Annotated in this window: 12 protein-coding genes and 1 tRNA gene; 10 read left to right on the plus strand and 3 right to left on the minus strand. The window is 70.1% G+C overall.

The genetic code is table 11. From position 1 onward, the window contains the following. The 4 genes from FGD71_RS23395 to FGD71_RS23410 all read left to right on the plus strand — a co-directional run. A partial coding sequence (locus FGD71_RS23395; protein WP_140935936.1) for a carbohydrate ABC transporter permease occupies positions 1-923 on the plus strand: 923 nt, incomplete at its 5' end. Next, positions 920-1804, plus strand: coding sequence for a carbohydrate ABC transporter permease (locus FGD71_RS23400; RefSeq protein ID WP_119102471.1), 885 nt, complete (start codon positions 920-922; stop codon positions 1802-1804). The genes FGD71_RS23395 and FGD71_RS23400, both read left to right, overlap by 4 nt. Before the next feature lie 7 nt (positions 1805-1811). Then, positions 1812-2465 carry a hypothetical protein gene (locus tag FGD71_RS23405; protein WP_240436725.1) on the plus strand — a complete coding sequence of 218 codons (654 nt, stop codon included), beginning with the start codon at positions 1812-1814 and terminating at the stop codon, positions 2463-2465. 88 nt (positions 2466-2553) lie between these two features. Then, positions 2554-5292: an exo-rhamnogalacturonan lyase family protein gene (locus FGD71_RS23410; RefSeq protein WP_119102472.1), complete on the plus strand. Its 2739-nt coding sequence runs from the start codon at positions 2554-2556 to the stop codon at positions 5290-5292. Positions 5293-5413: 121 nt separating this feature from the next. On the opposite strand, the gene FGD71_RS49045 is transcribed toward FGD71_RS23410, so the two are convergent. Beyond that, positions 5414-6598: an SCO7613 C-terminal domain-containing membrane protein gene (locus FGD71_RS49045; protein WP_425329667.1), complete on the minus strand. Its 1185-nt coding sequence runs from the start codon at positions 6596-6598 to the stop codon at positions 5414-5416. Between the two features lie 1455 nt (positions 6599-8053). On the opposite strand from FGD71_RS49045, the gene FGD71_RS23420 reads away from it, so the two are divergent. Next, the gene (locus FGD71_RS23420; RefSeq protein WP_119102473.1) at positions 8054-8512 is read left to right on the plus strand and encodes an SRPBCC family protein; all 459 of its coding nucleotides are present in this window, start codon (positions 8054-8056) and stop codon (positions 8510-8512) included. 39 nt (positions 8513-8551) lie between these two features. Continuing rightward, positions 8552-8623: transfer RNA gene (locus FGD71_RS23425), tRNA-Val, on the plus strand. Between the two features lie 75 nt (positions 8624-8698). Here the strand turns inward: FGD71_RS23425 and FGD71_RS23430 are convergent. Beyond that, positions 8699-9424 (minus strand): 3'-5' exonuclease, encoded by a 726-nt coding sequence (locus FGD71_RS23430; RefSeq protein ID WP_119102474.1) that lies wholly within the window; start codon positions 9422-9424, stop codon positions 8699-8701. A gap of 180 nt (positions 9425-9604) precedes the next feature. Between FGD71_RS23430 and FGD71_RS23435 the strand changes: the two genes are divergently transcribed. From FGD71_RS23435 to FGD71_RS23450, 4 genes are all read left to right on the plus strand, one after another. Further along, positions 9605-10171, plus strand: a complete 567-nt coding sequence (locus tag FGD71_RS23435) for a DUF4365 domain-containing protein (protein WP_119102475.1) — start codon at positions 9605-9607, stop codon at positions 10169-10171. Then, a complete protein-coding gene (locus FGD71_RS23440) occupies positions 10168-11400 on the plus strand; it encodes a hypothetical protein (protein ID WP_119102476.1) in 1233 nt (410 codons plus the stop codon). The genes FGD71_RS23435 and FGD71_RS23440 overlap by 4 nt, the downstream gene beginning before the upstream one ends. 112 nt (positions 11401-11512) lie before the next feature. Next, a complete protein-coding gene (thrS, locus tag FGD71_RS23445) occupies positions 11513-13489 on the plus strand; it encodes a threonine--tRNA ligase (RefSeq protein WP_119102477.1) in 1977 nt (658 codons plus the stop codon). 116 nt (positions 13490-13605) lie between these two features. After that, positions 13606-14169, plus strand: a complete 564-nt coding sequence (locus FGD71_RS23450) for an HIT family protein (protein ID WP_119102478.1) — start codon at positions 13606-13608, stop codon at positions 14167-14169. Between the two features lie 348 nt (positions 14170-14517). Here FGD71_RS23450 and FGD71_RS23455 read toward each other — a convergent pair whose 3' ends face one another. After that, the gene (locus FGD71_RS23455) at positions 14518-16179 is read right to left on the minus strand and encodes a hypothetical protein (RefSeq protein WP_119102479.1); all 1662 of its coding nucleotides are present in this window, start codon (positions 16177-16179) and stop codon (positions 14518-14520) included. Between the last annotated feature and the right edge of the window lie 80 nt (positions 16180-16259).

Genomic DNA, 16259 nt, shown 5'->3' on the forward strand with positions numbered 1-16259 from the left:
CGGAGAAGCGTCCTGGTCCCCCCGCCGCCGTCAGGCGGCGGGGCCGCCGGGAGAATCTGGCCGGCTACCTTTTCATGTCCCCGTGGATCGCGGGCTTTCTGCTGCTGACCGCGGGGCCGATGGTCGCCTCGCTGTATTTCGCGTTCACGGACTACAACCTCTTCAATTCCCCGAAGTGGATCGGCTTCGACAACTTCACCAAGATGTTCGACGATCCCCGGTGGCAGAAGTCGGTCGAGGTGACGGCGAAGTACGTCGTCATCGGCACGCCGCTGAAGCTGCTGCTCGCCCTCGGGGTCGCCCTGCTGCTGGCGCAGAGCCGGCGCGGACAGGCCTTCTACCGGGCGGCGTTCTACGCCCCGTCGCTGATCGGCGCGAGCGTGTCCGTCGGCTTCGTGTGGCGCGCGCTCTTCTCCGACGACGCCATCGTGGACCGTACGCAGTCGTTCTTCGGCTTCGACGTCGGCGGCTGGGTCGGGAATCCGGACTGGGTGCTCTACAGCCTGGTGGCGCTCACCGTCTGGCAGTTCGGCGCGCCCATGGTGATCTTCCTCGCCGGGCTCAAGCAGGTGCCGAAGGAGCTGTACGAGGCGGCCGAGGTGGACGGCGCCGGGCCGTTCAAGCGGTTCTGGAGCATCACCCTGCCGATGATCTCTCCGGTGCTGTTCTTCAACGTGCTCCTGGAGACCATCCACTCCTTCCAGATCTTCGGTTCGGCGTACGTCGTCTCCAACACCAGCTGCGGACCGGCCGACGCCACGCTCGTCTACACCTGCTACCTGTACCAAAAGGGCTTCAAGGAGGCCCAGATGGGCTTCGCCTCCGCGATGGCCTGGATGCTGCTGCTCGCCGTGGCCCTGGTGACGGCGGTCCTCTTCTGGTCCCAGAAGCGGTGGGTGCACTACGAGGAGGCCGCCCGATGAGCACCACCACGACCACGACCACCCCGCGCAAGCCACTGGAACTCGGGCGGAAGCGCACCGGGTCGCTCGTTTGGCACATCGGCGCGCTGCTGGTTCTCGCGGTCGTCCTCTATCCCGTCGTCTGGGTCATGGGCGCCTCGTTCAAGCCCAGCCGGGAGATCGTCGGCAGCCTGGACTTGTTCCCGACCAGCCCCATTCTCCAGAACTTCAAGGGGCTCGCCGACGGCATCGCGGACATCTCCATCTCGACCTTCTTCGAGAACTCCCTCTTCTACGCGCTCGGTTCCGTCGTCGGCATCCTGATCTCCTGCTCACTGACTGCGTACGCCTTCGCCCGCATCCGGTTCGCCGGGCGCAACGTGATGTTCTCGCTGATGATCGGCACGCTGCTGCTGCCGTACCACGTTCTGCTCATCCCGCAGTACGTGATGTTCCAGAAGATGGAGCTGATCAACACCTACGTGCCGCTGCTGATCGGCAAGTACCTGGCGACCGAGGCGTTCTTCGTCTTCCTCATGGTGCAGTTCATGCGGAACCTGCCGAAGGAACTGGACGAGGCGGCGCGGCTCGACGGCTGCGGGCATCTGAGGATCTACTGGTCGATCGTGCTGCCACTGTGCCGCCCTGCACTCATCACCAGCGCGATCTTCACCTTCATCAACGCCTGGAACGACTTCATGGGCCCGCTGATCTACCTCAACGAGCCCGGCAAGTACACGGTCTCGCTGGGCATGATGATGTTCCGCGATCAGGAGGGCGTCGCCAACTACGGCGGCATGATCGCCATGTCGCTGGTGGCGCTGTTGCCCGTGCTGCTGTTCTTCCTCGCTTTCCAGCGGTACCTGATCGACGGTATGGCGACCTCCGGGCTGAAGGGCTGAGGCACGCATGAAGGCTCGTACGGCTTCGGCTTCGGCTTCGGCACCGGCTTCGGCTTCGGCGTCATCATCGTCATCGGCCGCCCGGAAGCGTCCTCAGCGCGAATCCGTCTTCGCCGAGCGGTTCGGGCTCTTCGCCGAGTGTCTGCTCACCGGGGTGTGGATCGCCGTGGTCTCCCTGCCCGTGGTCACCTACCCCGCCGCGTTCGCCGCCGGGGCGCGGCATCTGCGGCGGCGTACGACCCATCAGGGCGGCGGCTGGCGGGAGTTCGTCGCCGACTTCCGCACGGCCGTGCGCGGCGGCTGGATCGCCGGGCTGGCCGGCTGGGCCGCGGCCGCCGCGGTCTGGGTGGACGTCCAGGCGGTCCGCGCCGGCATCCCCGGTGGCCCGCTGGTCGGCGCCGTCGGCCTGTTCGCGCTGATCGGACTGGGCGTCGCCGGGCTGCGCGCGGCGGCGGTCTGGGAGCCCGGCGCCTCCTGGCGTGTGCTGCTAGCGGCCGCGGGGCGCCGTACGGTCCTGGACCCTGCCGGGTCCTTCCTGCTCGTCGGCGGTCTGGCCGTGGTGGCCTGCTCCGCCTGGTTCGTCGCGCCGCTGGCGGTCCCCGTCCTGGGGGCCGTCGCGGCGGCGGCCCTCGCCGTGGAGGAGCGCGGCAGGCGTCGCTGACCGGTCACTCGAGCAAGGTTCGGTGCCCCTGCGGCGCCGCACCTCTCTCTGTCATGCCCCTGACTTCCCCGCACGGAAAGGAAAGGCCATGTCCCCCATCCCCCGCAGGTCCCTGCTCAAGGCGGCCGCCGTCGCCGGAGCCGCCGCCCAGTTCAGCTGGGCGTTGGGCGCGAAGGACGCGCAGGCCGCGCCGAGAGCCGAGCCGGCCGACGCGGACCCGGTGACACTGGACTGGCTGGAGGAGGGCGGCCTCGGCGCCGCCCCCGGCTCCACCGTGGGTGTGCCCTGGCCGAAGGGCGTGTACGAGAAGGACCAGACGTTCGCGCTGAAGGACGCCGACGGCAAGGACGTGGCGGTGCAGTCCTGGCCGATCGCCTACTGGCCGGACGGCTCGCTGAAGTGGACCGCGCACGCGGTGGGCCCCGGCGCCGGCACCGGGAAGCTCACCCTCGCCGCCGGCTCGCCCGCCGCCCCCGAGAAGAAGGTCACGGTCGACAAGAGCGGCGGCAGTATCACCGTGTCGACCGGTGTCATCACCGCGAAGATCGGCAAGAGCGGCTCCACCCTCGTCAAGTCCGTCACCCGCGGCTCCACCGAGATCGCCAGGAACGGCCGCCTCGTGCTGCTGCGCCAGCCCGAGATCGAGGACGGCGACCAGGGCACGGAGAAGTACGAGCGGTTCGAGAGCGCCATCTCCAAGGTCGAGGTCGAGCAGGACGGGCCGGTCCGCTCAGTCGTCCGCATCGACGGCAAACACCGCCGCGGCGACCGGAGTTGGCTCCCCTTCTCCATCCGGCTCTACTTCTTCGCGGGCGGCGAGTCGTTCCGCATGGTGCACACGATCACGTTCGACGGGAAGCAGGAGCCCGGCAAGGCGAGCGGTGACTTCATCCGCGGGCTCGGCGTCCGCTTCACCGTGCCGATGCGGGACGCCGCGTACGACCGGCACATCCGGATCGGCGGGGACGGCACCGGGCTGCTGCGCGAGGCGGTCAAGGGCATCACCGGGCTGCGTCGTGACCCGGGCGCGGCCGTGCAGGCGGCCCAGTTCGCGGGGGAGAAGCTGCCCGATCCGTCGACCTGGGACCAGCGCGTGACGACGAGGCTGCAGTACATCCCAGAGTGGGGCGACTACACCCTCTCCCAGCTCTCCGCGGACGGCTTCGCCCTGCGCAAGCGCACCAAGAAGGGGCACGGCTGGATCGGCCCGGGCGGCGGACGGCGTGCCTCCGGCTTCGGGTACGTCGGCGGGGCGAGCGGCGGACTCTCCTTCGGGCTCAGGGACTTCTGGGAGAAGTTCCCCGCCCAGCTCGACATCCGCGGCGCCCACACCGACGAGGCAGAGGTCACCCTCTGGCTCTGGTCGCCCGAAGCGCAGCCGATGGATCTGCGCTTCTACCACGACGGCATGGGCCAGGACACGTACGCCGAACAGCTCGAAGGCCTCAACATCACGTACGAGGACTACGAGCCCGAGTTCGGCACCCCCTACGGCATCGCCCGGACCTCCGAACTCCTCTTCTGGGCCAACGAGTCGACGCCCTCACCCGCGAAGCTCGCCGAACAGGTCGAGGCCGTGCGCACGCTCCCGCAGCTCGCCGCCCCGCCCAAGCACCTCATCAAGGCCAAGGTCTTCGGCGGGCTGTTCTCCGAGCCGGACCGCTCCAGCCCCGCCAAGGCGAAGATCGAGGACCACCTGGACTTCCTGTTCACGTATTACAAGGACCAGGTCGAGATGCGCCGCTGGTACGGCTTCTGGGACTACGGCGACATCATGCACACGTACGACACGGCCCGGCACCAGTGGCGCTACGACGTCGGCGGATACGCCTGGGACAACTCCGAGCTGTCGCCGGACCTCTGGCTCTGGTTCGCGTATCTGCGCTCCGGTCGCGCCGACATCTTCCGCTTCGCCGAGGCCATGACCCGGCACACCGGCGAGGTCGACGTCTACCACCTGGGGGAGTGGGCGGGCCTGGGCACCCGGCACGGTGTGCAGCACTACGCCGACAGCGCCAAGCAGCAGCGCATCGCCAACACCACGTACCGGCGCTACTACTACTTCCTCACGGCGGACGAACGCGTGGGCGACCTCATGCACGCGAACGTCGACTCCGACGAGACGTTCCTGGTCCTCGACCCGATCCGCAAGATCCGCACCGAGCCGTACACCCCGGACCGCCACGCGCTGTCCATCGGCTTCGGCACGGACTGGAGCGGTCTCGTCTCCGCGTGGCTCACGGAGTGGGAGCGCAAGGGCCCGAAGTGGGAGAAGGCCAAGGCGCGCGTGCTGTCCACGATGGAGACGATCGCCGCGCAGCCCAACGGATTCGTGCAGGGCAGCGGGTTGTACGACCTCGACACGGGCAAGTTCGCCGTAGCCGACAAGGCCGCCGTCTCCGTCTCCCACCTGTCGGCGGTCTTCGGCCTCAACGAACTGTGCGCCGAACTCATCGACCTGATCGACATGCCCAAGTTCAATGAGGCGTACTTCGACTACTGCCGCTACTTCAACGCCACCAAGGCCGAGCAGAAGGCGCGCTACGGTTCCGACTTCGGCTCCCTGCTGCTCTTCCAGGGCCACTCGCGCCTCGACGCCTACGCGGCCGTGCAGACCGGGGACGAGAAGCTCGCCAAGCGGGCCTGGGAGAAGTTCTACAACTCCGACGGCTACAAGGAGTCGGCGCCCTGGGCCACCGAGACGGTGAGCGGACCGCTCGGCCTGGTGTCCGGCGAGGAAGCGACCTGGGTCAGCACCAACGACACCTCGCTGTACGGCCTCGCGGCCATCGAGAACCTCGCCCTGCTCGGCGACAAAATGCCGTAACTCCGAAGGATGCGTCCGGCGCTCCGCCGCTCGGGGCGCGGGGCTGTGACATCTGCGGCTCCGCCGCGTGGGCGCGCCCAGCCACGACGGACCCGCACTTTCCCACGCCCCCGGCGGAGCGCTAACGCATTCTTCCAAGCACCTCCCGCACTCGCCGTGCGTCACGGATCCGCTGCTCGTACGTCGCGCCGAGCGCGAGCAGCGCCAGACCGGCGAGTGCGGGAGGCAACCAACGCGGGAGCGCACCGGCCACCTGGACGATGTACGGGGCGAGTTCGTGCAGCGCGTCCAGGGCGAGCACGGTGGAGCCCAGCAGGAGCGGCGCCTGCAGCCTGTGCCAGGCCCCCACGAGCGTGACGAGCAGCGCGGCCGCGCCGAGCAGCAGCGGACGCGGCCAGTCCGGGTCTCCCCACGCCGCGACGAGACTCGGCACCAGCGTCACCGACAGGCCCGCCCCGTACGCCGTCCAGGACGAGACCCGTGCGTCACGGCTCCTGCGTACGACGCCGACGACCAGCGCGGGGACGGTCACCGGCAGCGTGTAGGCCTCCGGGACGTCTACCTCCCAGGACGCCAGGCGCACCCAGGTGGCCAGCAGGAAGAGTGCCGCGGCCGCGTATCCGGCCTGCCGTCGGCCCGGGCGGACGGCGGTTCCGGCGGCGATCACACCGCACAGGGCCAGGACGAGGGCCAGTGTCGGGAGGTCCGTGATCGCGAGCGCCATGGCCGGCAGCCCTGCGACGGCCCCCGTGACCTCTACGGACGCGGTCAGCGCAGCGTCCTTGAGCCGTGCCGCGAGCAGCGCCGCCGTGGCCGGCACGACCAGCACGAGCAGCGCGATGTGATGCGGCTGCCAGCCCAGGGACGCGCCGGTGGCGCAGGCGAGCGCGGCAGCGTACGCGGTGCAGGCGGCGGCGCACACGGGCCCGCAGATGGGCGCGAGTCGATCTGTGAGGGCCACGGCCACGGCCATGGCTGCGAACAACGCCGTCAGGCCGGTGAGAACGGCGAGGGTCGCGGTCTCGGTCGCCAGGGAGAGGAGGACGAGGTGGACCGAGGTGACGAGCGCCAGCGAGAGGGCCGTGAGGGGGAGAGGCGAGGCAGGCTCCGGCGTCGCTCCCAGACGTCCGTACGCCGCTGCCGCCAGCGTCGCCGCCGTGGTCACGCCCTGCGCCAACAGTGCCGCGCCGTAAGGAAGTTCGAGCGTGGCCGGGAGCACGAGAGCCGTGGCCCAGGCCAGTGTCAGGGCGCCGCTCAGCGCCAGGGGTCGATGTGGCCCGCCGCGGAACGCCCACGCCAGGACCATGGCGACCACGGCCAGGACGAGCGGGGCCGTGTCCGCGTCCGCAGGCCAGGGGTCGGCGAGCGTCACCGCGTCACGGGCGTCCGCCGGAGCCCCGGACCACACACGTCCCAGCCAGCCCACCGGACCCAGGAGCGCGACGCCGGCGGGGGACAGCGCCCACGCCACCGCGAGAGCCTGGACGCCGACGGACGCTCCCACCAGGCCGCGGCGTACGGGTTCCGGGAGGCGGGCGATGCCCAGGATCGCCGGCACCGCGACCGCGATGCCGCACGCCAGGTAGCCCGGAACCGTCCAGGTCTCGGGCAGCGCCGACCGCGGGATCCCGCCGATCGCGGCGGCGACGACCAGGCCGCCGGTCAGTGCGATGCCGGTGGCGGCCTTCACGTTCGGCACATGCCACGCCGCCCCCAGCGCGATCGCCGCGGCGAGGAAGAGGAGCGCCGCCGCACGGGCGGCGGCGCTCGGACCGGTGGCCTCCCACGAAAGCCAGCCGGCGGCCAGTACGCCCCACGCACCCCAGCCGTACGCGCCGACGGCGGCGACGACACGTACGGACTTCACGGACACCCGGNCGCGCCGACGGCGGCGACGACACGTACGGACTTCACGGACACCCGGAGCGCCACCACGGCATCGAGCGCGGCCGTCACGAGCAGCGCCGCCGTGAGCGCGTGATCGCCCGCACCGGCCGCCACCGCCCAGAGGAACAAGGGGAGTTGAGCCGCCGCCATGGCGGCCGGAAGCGGCAGGCGCAGCGCGCCGAGGGCCAGCCCGTACGCCGCCCACAGCGCGGCCAGGAGCGCGGACGCGGCTGCCGCGAAAGCGGTGGCGTCCGCGTCCGGGAAAGCGACCTGGTGCAGGGCGTAGACGTCGAGCACCGTCAGCGCGAGGCCCAGACCCGCCACCGACTCGGCTGTCGAGCTCAGTCCGCGCCTCAGCAGCGGCACGGGCACACCGAGCGCGGTCACAGTGACCGCGCCGAGCACCGCCGCTCGTCCCGCGATCCCCAGGTCACCCCAACTGACCAGGGTGAACGCGATCGCCGCGATGGTCAGCAGGACGCCGCCGAGCACGAGCAGCACGTTCTGCACGCTGGGCGCCGTGGCCTCCCGCCGCGGCGCGGTGCCCGTCGGCTGCTCGCGACCAGGAGCCGCGGTCGGAACCGCGGTCGGAAGGGTCGTCGGAGGGGGAGCGGGAGCCGCGTCCGGGGCGAGGGCCTGGGCCGAGGCGGACTGGAGAACCCCGACCAGCCAGGCCCGGCGCGCCAGCAACTGGCCCCGGCGCGCGTCGAGCTGCCACAGCTCGTGGTCGAGGATCCGCAACTCCTCGGCCGGGGGCGGAATCTTCGTCATGCTCCAGGAGTGTGGTCCAGGTCACGTCGCACGGCATGAGTGTGCGTACTCAGGTCGTACTCAGATTCCCCACAGCCGACCGTCGACCGGCAGACTCGGCCCCATGGACTGGACGCATTACCGTTTCCGCAGCCTGTGGGTCCTCGCCGCTCCCGCGGACGACGTGTACGAAGCGCTGGCCGACGCCGAGCACTACCCCCGGTGGTGGCCACAGGTCCGGGAGGTGACACGGCTCGACGACAGCAGCGGGGTGATGCGCATCCGCTCGCTGCTCCCGTACGACCTGCGGTTCACCGCGCGGGAGTTGCGCAGGGACCCGGCGGCCGGGCTCCTCGAGATCACGATGACGGGTGACGTGGACGGCTGGGCGCGCTGGACCGTCACCTCCGACGGGCCGGGCACACGCGCCCGCTACGACCAGGAGGTCCACGTGACCAAACCCCTGCTGCGGCGTCTGGCGGTGCCCGGGCGGCCGGCGTTCCGCGCCAACCACGCGCTGATGATGCGGGCCGGGCGGCGAGGGCTCGCCGCGTACCTCCGCGAGAACCCTCAAGCGGTTTGATGGAAACCCGCCGGGACCTGTATGGTTCAGTGCGTTCCCGGGCGATTAGCTCAGTGGGAGAGCGCTTCGTTCACACCGAAGAGGTCACTGGTTCGAACCCAGTATCGCCCACCCGGAGAAGACCGGCCCGTGCCATACGGGCCGGTTTTTCGCATTCCAGGAGCTTGCCCCGGATGTGTTCCGCGCTTACGCCGCCGCGGGGAGTTCGGGACGCAGGGGCCACGCCGGATCGACCGCCTCGTCCGTGCCGCTGCGCGCGAACCACGCCTCCAGGCCGCGGGCCTGTGCGGCGTGCCAGACCGCCTGCAGCGTGTGCAGTTCGGCCGCGGACAGCCGCTCCAGACGGGCAGCGAAACGGCGCCCGATCGCGCGTACGACCTCCATCGCGGCCAGTGCGTCAGCCGCCGCGTCATGGGCGCCGGCCAGCTCCACCCCGTAGTGCGCGCACAGGTCGGTGAGCGTGCGGCGGCCCTTGCGGTAGCGGTCCAGGTGTTTGTCGAGGACCCGCGGATCGAGGACGCGCAGCGGCACGGTCTCGAACCAGCGGTCCAGCGACGACGCCCGATGTCGGCGCAACTCCCGGTCCAGCAGCGTCAGATCGAACGGCGCGTTCATCACCACGATCGGCCGTCCCGCCGCGCTCTGCTCGGCCAGTTCCCTGACCATCTCGTCCATCACCGGCGAAGGCCAGCGGCCGTTGCGCTGCAGGTGATCCTCCGTCAGCCCGTGTATCGCGGTCGCCCCTTCGGGCACCGGAACTCCCGGGTTCACCAGCCAGCGACTCACGCGCGGCCGGCCGCCGGGAGTGTCCTGGACGACGACGGCGGCCGACACGATCCGGTCGGTCTCCACGTTCACACCCGTCGTCTCCGTGTCGAACGCGGCCAAGGGCCCCTCGTACCAGCACGTCATGCGCACACAACTCCTCGTTCACCCTCGGCAGTTGACGCTCCGTCCGTGCCGTCCTCTGCCCGATTCGGTGATACCCGGGCTGTTTGCGCCGTACGCCGGAAGGAGACAACAGAGATAAGGGTCTTCGCAGTTCAGCGGCCCGGTACGGGGATTCACCAGTTCTGGAAGGCTGTTGGAACGATGGCGCTCGCGCAGCCCGAACAGGGCGGGCTGCTGCCCCAGCGGTCAGCACCGCATCGCGGCACGCTCGCCACCACCGCCTGCATGGAGACGCTGCAGGTCGGCTATCTGCACGCGGTCGCCGCGGCCGCGGGCTGCTCCCTGTCCCAGCCCTTTCCGGACAACGGCATCGACTGGCACGTCAGCCACAGCACCCCCCGGCACACGGTCGACGACGAAGTCACCATCAAGGTGCAGCTCAAGTGCACGTACCAGATCCCGCCGAACCCCGCAGGCCCGGCCTTCTCCTTCACGCTCGACAACGCCCATCTGGAGAAGCTCGCCCGCACCCCGGTCTCGGTCCACAAGATCCTCGTCGTGATGCTCGTGCCCAGGTCCCAGGACGACTGGCTGCGCGCCGGTCACGACCGGCTCGACCTGCGGCACTGCTGTTACTGGACCAACCTCGCCGGGCACCCGGTCACCGGCCGGCGCAGGACCACCGTGCGGATACCGACCTCACGCATCTTCGACGACCGAGCGCTCTGCGAGATCATGACGCGGGTCGGAACGGGAGGCAGACCGTGACGCACCGCCCGACCGACGAGCCCGTACGACCGGTGAGGCCCCACCCCGTGGAGACACCGGCCCTGTGGGAGCAGCCACCGAGGCCCGACCAGGTCGACCCCGCCGTCCTCGGGGCGCTGCTGCACCGGCACGGCTGGCAGCGCCGCGGCGGAGCCGCGGGACGGTACGGCCGCTGGACCCCACCCGGGTCCGGCAGCGCCGGCGGCTCCGGCACCAGCCTGCTCGTGCCGGAGAACCGTGCCTTCCCCGACAGCGAAGACCTTCTCGGCGAGGCTCTCGTAGCCCTGTCCCGCAGCGGATCGCCCTCCGCTCGCGAGGTCCTCGTCGGTCTCGCCGTGCCCAGCGACGAGATCCGCTGGTGGCGCGACGTCCCCACCGGCCCGGTCGGCGTCGCGCCCTGGACCGTCGAGGAGCAACTGCGCACGGCCGCCCGCAAGATGCTCCTCGCGGGCGCCCTCGCCGCACGCGCGCGGGCGGGCTACTACGGCGCCCGCCACCGCGGGCCCGCCGCCGCGTCCTTGGAGAACGTGCTCGTCGGAGCCGCGCCGGGCGGCCGGCAACTCACCGCCTTCGTGCCCGTCGCCACCGGACGGCCGCTCGCCGTCCGGCTCCACCAGGCGTTGTACGCGGCCCGCGAGGCCATCGACTACCAGCGCGCCACCGGCGGTATGGACGCCTTCGACGGGGCCGTCGAGGCGGGCGTCAGCCATGAGCTCACCGAGGCGCTGGTGGCCCTCGTGCGGGGTACCGAGGGAGCCAGGATCGCTGTCGAGTGGGCACCTGCCGCCGGGGTCCCCGAGGGATGCGCGACTTCCGCCGACCCCGTCGAGTTCTCACCCGGCGACCTGCCCGCCCTGCGCGAGGCCGCCGCCCGCTACCTGCGCGAGGAACCCTCCGTGCCCGTGCGCATCACCGGAACCGTGGTGCGCATGCGCCGGTCCGGGCCCTGCGGCGACGGCACCGTACGGCTGCGGGTCCTCGCGGGCGCCGAGGTTCCGCACGTACGGGCGACCCTCGACGAGGAGGCGTACCGGATAGCGGGCCATGCCCACCTGGTGGGGGTGCCGGTGCGGGTGCAGGGGCGGCTGGAGAGCCGGGGCGGCTTCCGGCGGCTGACCGGGGCGTCCGGAGTCACGCCCGTGCAGGTCGACGAGGCGGAGCGGGACCGGCTGATGAAGTCGCTCCAGGAGAACCTCGACTTCTTCGAAGAGGCATGCGGCGGGGACTGACAGGGGGAGGGGCGACCGTTTCGCGAAGCGTGCCTCGGGCTCGGTACGATCCCTTCTATCTATTACGTACGCATGAGAAAGACGCGTGCACCCCTTCAGTCAGGAGAGACCGGTGTCAGACGTCCGTGTGATCATCCAACGCGATTCCGAGCGGGAAGAGCGCGTGGTGACGACGGGCACTACGGCCGCCGAACTCTTCGCAGGAGAGCGCACGATCATCGCCGCGCGCGTGGCGGGTGACCTGAAGGACCTCGCGTACGAGGTGAAGGACGGCGAGACCGTCGAGGCAGTGGAGATCTCCTCCGAGGACGGTCTGAACATCCTGCGCCACTCCACCGCGCACGTCATGGCGCAGGCCGTGCAGGAGCTCTTCCCCGAGGCCAAGCTGGGCATCGGCCCGCCGGTCAAGGACGGCTTCTACTACGACTTCGACGTCGAGAAGCCGTTCACGCCCGAGGACCTCAAAGCCGTCGAGAAGAAGATGCAGGAGATCCAGAAGCGCGGGCAGCGCTTCTCGCGGCGTGTGGTGACCGACGAGGCCGCACGTGAGGAACTGGCATCGGAGCCGTACAAGCTGGAGCTCATCGGGCTGAAGGGCTCGGCTTCGTCGGACGACGGCGCGGACGTCGAGGTGGGCGCCGGCGAGCTGACGATCTACGACAACATCGACGCCAGGACCGGCGACCTGTGCTGGAAGGACCTCTGCCGGGGCCCGCACCTGCCGACCACCCGGAACATTCCGGCGTTCAAGCTGATGCGCAACGCCGCCGCTTACTGGCGCGGCAGCGAGAAGAACCCCATGCTGCAGCGCATCTACGGCACGGCCTGGCCGTCCAAGGACGAGCTGAAGGCGCACCTCGACTTCCTCGCCGAGGCCGAGAAGCGGGACCACCGCAAGCTGGGCAACGAGCTGGACCTGTTCTCCATCCCGGACCAGATCGGCTCCGGCCTCGCGGTGTTCCACCCCAAGGGCGGCGTCGTCCGGCGGGTCATGGAGGACTACTCGCGGCGGCGCCACGAGGAAGAGGGCTACGAGTTCGTCTACACCCCGCACGCCACCAAGGGGAAGCTCTTCGAGACCTCGGGGCACCTCGACTGGTACGCCGACGGCATGTACCCGCCCATGCAGCTCGACGAGGGCGTGGACTACTACCTCAAGCCCATGAACTGCCCGATGCACAACCTGATCTTCGACGCGCGCGGCCGCTCGTACCGTGAACTGCCGCTGCGTCTCTTCGAGTTCGGGACCGTGTACCGGTACGAGAAGTCCGGCGTCGTGCACGGCCTGACCCGGGCGCGCGGCTTCACCCAGGACGACGCGCACATCTACTGCACCCGCGAGCAGATGGCCGAGGAGCTCGACAAGACGCTCACCTTCGTCCTGAACCTGCTCCGTGACTACGGTCTGACCGACTTCTACCTGGAGCTGTCCACCAAGGACCCGGAGAAGTTCGTCGGCTCGGACGAGGCGTGGGAGACGGCCACCGAGACCCTCCGGCAGGTGGCCGAGAAGCAGGGCCTCCCGTTGGTCCCGGACCCGGGCGGCGCCGCCTTCTACGGCCCGAAGATCTCCGTCCAGGCCAAGGACGCGATCGGCCGGACCTGGCAGATGTCGACCGTGCAGCTCGACTTCAACCTGCCGGAGCGCTTCGACCTGGAGTACACCGGCCCCGACGGCTCCAAGCAGCGGCCGGTGATGATCCACCGGGCCCTCTTCGGCTCGATCGAGCGCTTCTTCGCCGTCCTGCTGGAGCACTACGCGGGCGCGTTCCCGGCGTGGCTGGCGCCGGTGCAGGCGGTGGGCATCCCGATCGGCGACGCACACGTCGAGTACCTGCATCGGTTCGCCGCCGAGGCGAAGAAGCAGGGGCTTCGGGTCGAGGTGGACTCCTCCTCCGACCGCATGCAGAAGAAGATCCGTAACGCGCAGAAGCAGAAGGTGCCCTTCATGGTCATCGCGGGCGACGAGGACATGGCCAACGGCGCCGTCTCCTTCCGCTACCGCGACGGCTCCCAGGAGAACGGCATCCCCGTCGAAGAGGCCATCGAGAAGATCGCGAAGGTGGTCGAGGAGCGGGTGCAGGTCTGATCCGAGGGCGGAGGCCCTCGGGGGAGCCTGGTTGACGTTGCCGGCCTGTCGGCTGTGACGCGGTCGGCCGGTCGGCTGCCCCGGGGGCCTTTGCCGTCTCCGGGCCGCGACGCCATATGCTGCACCACATGACGAGTGAGCCGGAGCAGCAGATCGGGGTGGGAATTCAGGACGCGTTCCAGCGTCTGTGGACGCCCCACCGGATGGCGTACATCCAGGGTGAGAACAAGCCCACCGGCCCGGGGGCCGGCGACGGCTGCCCGTTCTGCTCGATACCGGCGAAGTCCGACGAGGACGGGCTCATCATCAGGCGGGGTGAGCAGGTCTACGCGGTGCTCAACCTGTACCCGTACAACGGTGGCCACCTGATGGTCGTGCCCTACCGGCACGTCGCCGACTACACGGACCTCACCGCCGAGGAGACCGTCGAACTCGCCGAGCTCACGAAGCAGGCGATGACCGCCCTGCGCACCGCGTCCGGCGCGCACGGCTTCAACATCGGCATGAACCAGGGCACCGTCGCGGGCGCGGGCATCGCGGCCCACCTCCACCAGCACATCGTGCCCCGTTGGGGCGGCGACACCAACTTCATGCCCGTCGTCGGCCACACCAGGGTCCTGCCCCAGCTCCTCGCAGACACCCGCAAGATGCTCGCGGAGACGTGGCCGACGACGCCTTAGCCCCTGTCGTCTCGCTCGGGGTGGTGGGTGGGTCGGGGTCGTGTGCCGGTGCGTCCGCCCGTCGCCGCGGGGGCGTACGGCCCGGGTTGGGTAAGTCGGTGCGGGTTTCCTGAGACAAGCCGTACGCGACGGCCGATGACGCACCGGCACACGCCCCCTCCCGCCGGTGACCAACCGCGGGTGAGTGGGGGTGCGCCCCTTTAGGGGCGCGGGGAACTGCGAGACCAGCCACAGACGACCCGCAGCCGAGAGACGACCCTGTTCGTGCAGGGGCCCGGAGCCACGAGGCCGGGAGCCCCGGGATCCATGGGCCTCCGGCCCGCCGAGCCCCGCTGAACCGCCGGAGGCCTACGCGTCGTAGAGGTCGGCTTTTCGAGGTGAAGCGTCCTGGACCGCCGTGCTGAGGAAGGCCGAGCGGGTGCCGAACTTCTCGGTGTCCACGCCGTTCTCGTTGAGGACGCGGATCGCTGCCGCGTGCACGACGCGGAGGATCGGCGTCGCGGCGCGCAGGGCGTCATCGGCCATGAAGCGATGGCGCCAGGGCTGGTCGGCCCAGGCGTGGCGCAGCCCGAAGGGCTCGGGGAGGACGAGCTTGCCGCCGAGCCAGTCCAGGATCGGCGGGTACCAGGTGAAGGGGGCGCGCACGGCGAGCCGTACCACCTCGTCGGCGTCGACCAGCGGCAGCTTCTGCGTGCGGGTCTCCCAGAACTTGATGGTCTTGGCGACCTCCTTGGTCTTGGCCTCGGGCTTCGTAGTGAAGAGGGAGTGCACGGGCCCCAGGGCATGCCCGGTGACCTCGATCCGCAGCGTCTCGTGCAGCACGGTCACCGTGATCAGCATGGTGATGATCAACTGACCGTCCCAGAGGGTCCATTGGACCCCGAGGTAGTGCCGGTCGCCGCTGCCGAACTGCTGCTTGTTGCAGATGTCCTGGATGGCATGGGTCTTGACCTGGTAGGCGTCCACGTCCGTACCACCCGGCCGGGACACCGCCTTGGCGTTCTCACCGATCGGTGTGACCACCCAGTGCTTTATCGAGGGTTTCGGAAAACCACCCGTGTTGAGGGGGCCACGCTCCAGCATGCGCAGCTGATCGTGGATCGACCGCACGACGTCCCAGCTGCGGAACGGATGAATCTCCTTGTCGGCGTCGGCCGGCACCAGGTCCTCGGCGAGCTGCCAACTGCCCCAGCGCGTGCCCATGCCGAGTATGCCCTTCGGGCCCGCGTAGAAGACCGAGTTCGACTGCTGCTCGGCGGTGAGCCGGGCCAGACCCTGGCGCAGCCGCTCGGCCGCGGTCTCGCCGGGACTGCCGGGCACCGCCTCGGGAATCTTGGCGCCGATGCCACCGCCGGCCAGCAGACTGTCCCAGCGCTCGCGCAGATCCCTGGCCGTGCGCTCGCAGATCTCCTTCGCCCAGAACCAGCCGGCGACGGGGGCGACGACCGCCGCGCGCGCGTACCAGGCCCAGAAGCCGGTGAACGGCATCTTGATCAGAAAGATCACGGCGAGCGCGGCCACGCCGATCAGGAGGGTGGTGGCGAGGGCGGACGCGCGCTTGTCCGTGGCCTTGGCGATCACCCGGCGCACCTGGAAGACCAGCAGCCAGACGAGCAGGCCGGGCAGGAAGATCAGCCCCGTCAGCACCATCACGGCCGTGAGCCAGCTGTCACGTTCCTTGCGGATGCGATTCGCCGCCAGGCAGTGTTCGACGATGACCTGCGGCTCCGTACCGAACGACTGAATGAGCGGCTTGCGGCCGCCGCCCAGCATCCGCAGCTGCACGGCCCGCGCGAAGGCCTCGCCCAGGTTGGGCGCGAAGATCGTCGCCCACTTGGGGCCCGGTTTCACGGTCGACTTGTGCCATTCGTTGTTGGCCTTGAGGATCTCCGCGACCTCGTTGTCCCGGTACGCCGCCGATGCCAGGGCGAACGTCGCCGCTGTCTGTCCCGCGGCACCCGAGAGCGGGACTTGTGCCCCGGGCCTGAAATCGAATCCCTCGTCCGCCACTGACCGCCCCCATCGCCGCTGTGCTCCGCTGCTGCGGCTTTTCCCGACTTCCGTGCTCCGCACACCTGTTGATCAGGTCA

The sequence above is a fragment of the Streptomyces sporangiiformans genome, assembly GCF_005768555.2.
GTDB lineage: Bacteria > Actinomycetota > Actinomycetes > Streptomycetales > Streptomycetaceae > Streptomyces > Streptomyces sporangiiformans.

Excerpts from the sequence above, each read along its gene's own strand:
- FGD71_RS23435 (WP_119102475.1), top strand. The coding sequence starts at position 9,605 with ATGGCGCTCGCGCAGCCCGAACAGGGCGGGCTGCTGCCCCAGCGGTCA.
- FGD71_RS23420 (WP_119102473.1), top strand. The coding sequence starts at position 8,054 with ATGGACTGGACGCATTACCGTTTCCGCAGCCTGTGGGTCCTCGCCGCT.
- FGD71_RS49045 (WP_425329667.1), bottom strand. The coding sequence starts at position 6,598 with ATGGTCCTGGCGTGGGCGTTCCGCGGCGGGCCACATCGACCCCTGGCG.
- FGD71_RS23450 (WP_119102478.1), top strand. The coding sequence starts at position 13,606 with ATGCTGCACCACATGACGAGTGAGCCGGAGCAGCAGATCGGGGTGGGA.
- FGD71_RS23410 (WP_119102472.1), top strand. The coding sequence starts at position 2,554 with ATGTCCCCCATCCCCCGCAGGTCCCTGCTCAAGGCGGCCGCCGTCGCC.
- FGD71_RS23405 (WP_240436725.1), top strand. The coding sequence starts at position 1,812 with ATGAAGGCTCGTACGGCTTCGGCTTCGGCTTCGGCACCGGCTTCGGCT.
- FGD71_RS23400 (WP_119102471.1), top strand. The coding sequence starts at position 920 with ATGAGCACCACCACGACCACGACCACCCCGCGCAAGCCACTGGAACTC.
- FGD71_RS23430 (WP_119102474.1), bottom strand. The coding sequence starts at position 9,424 with ATGACGTGCTGGTACGAGGGGCCCTTGGCCGCGTTCGACACGGAGACG.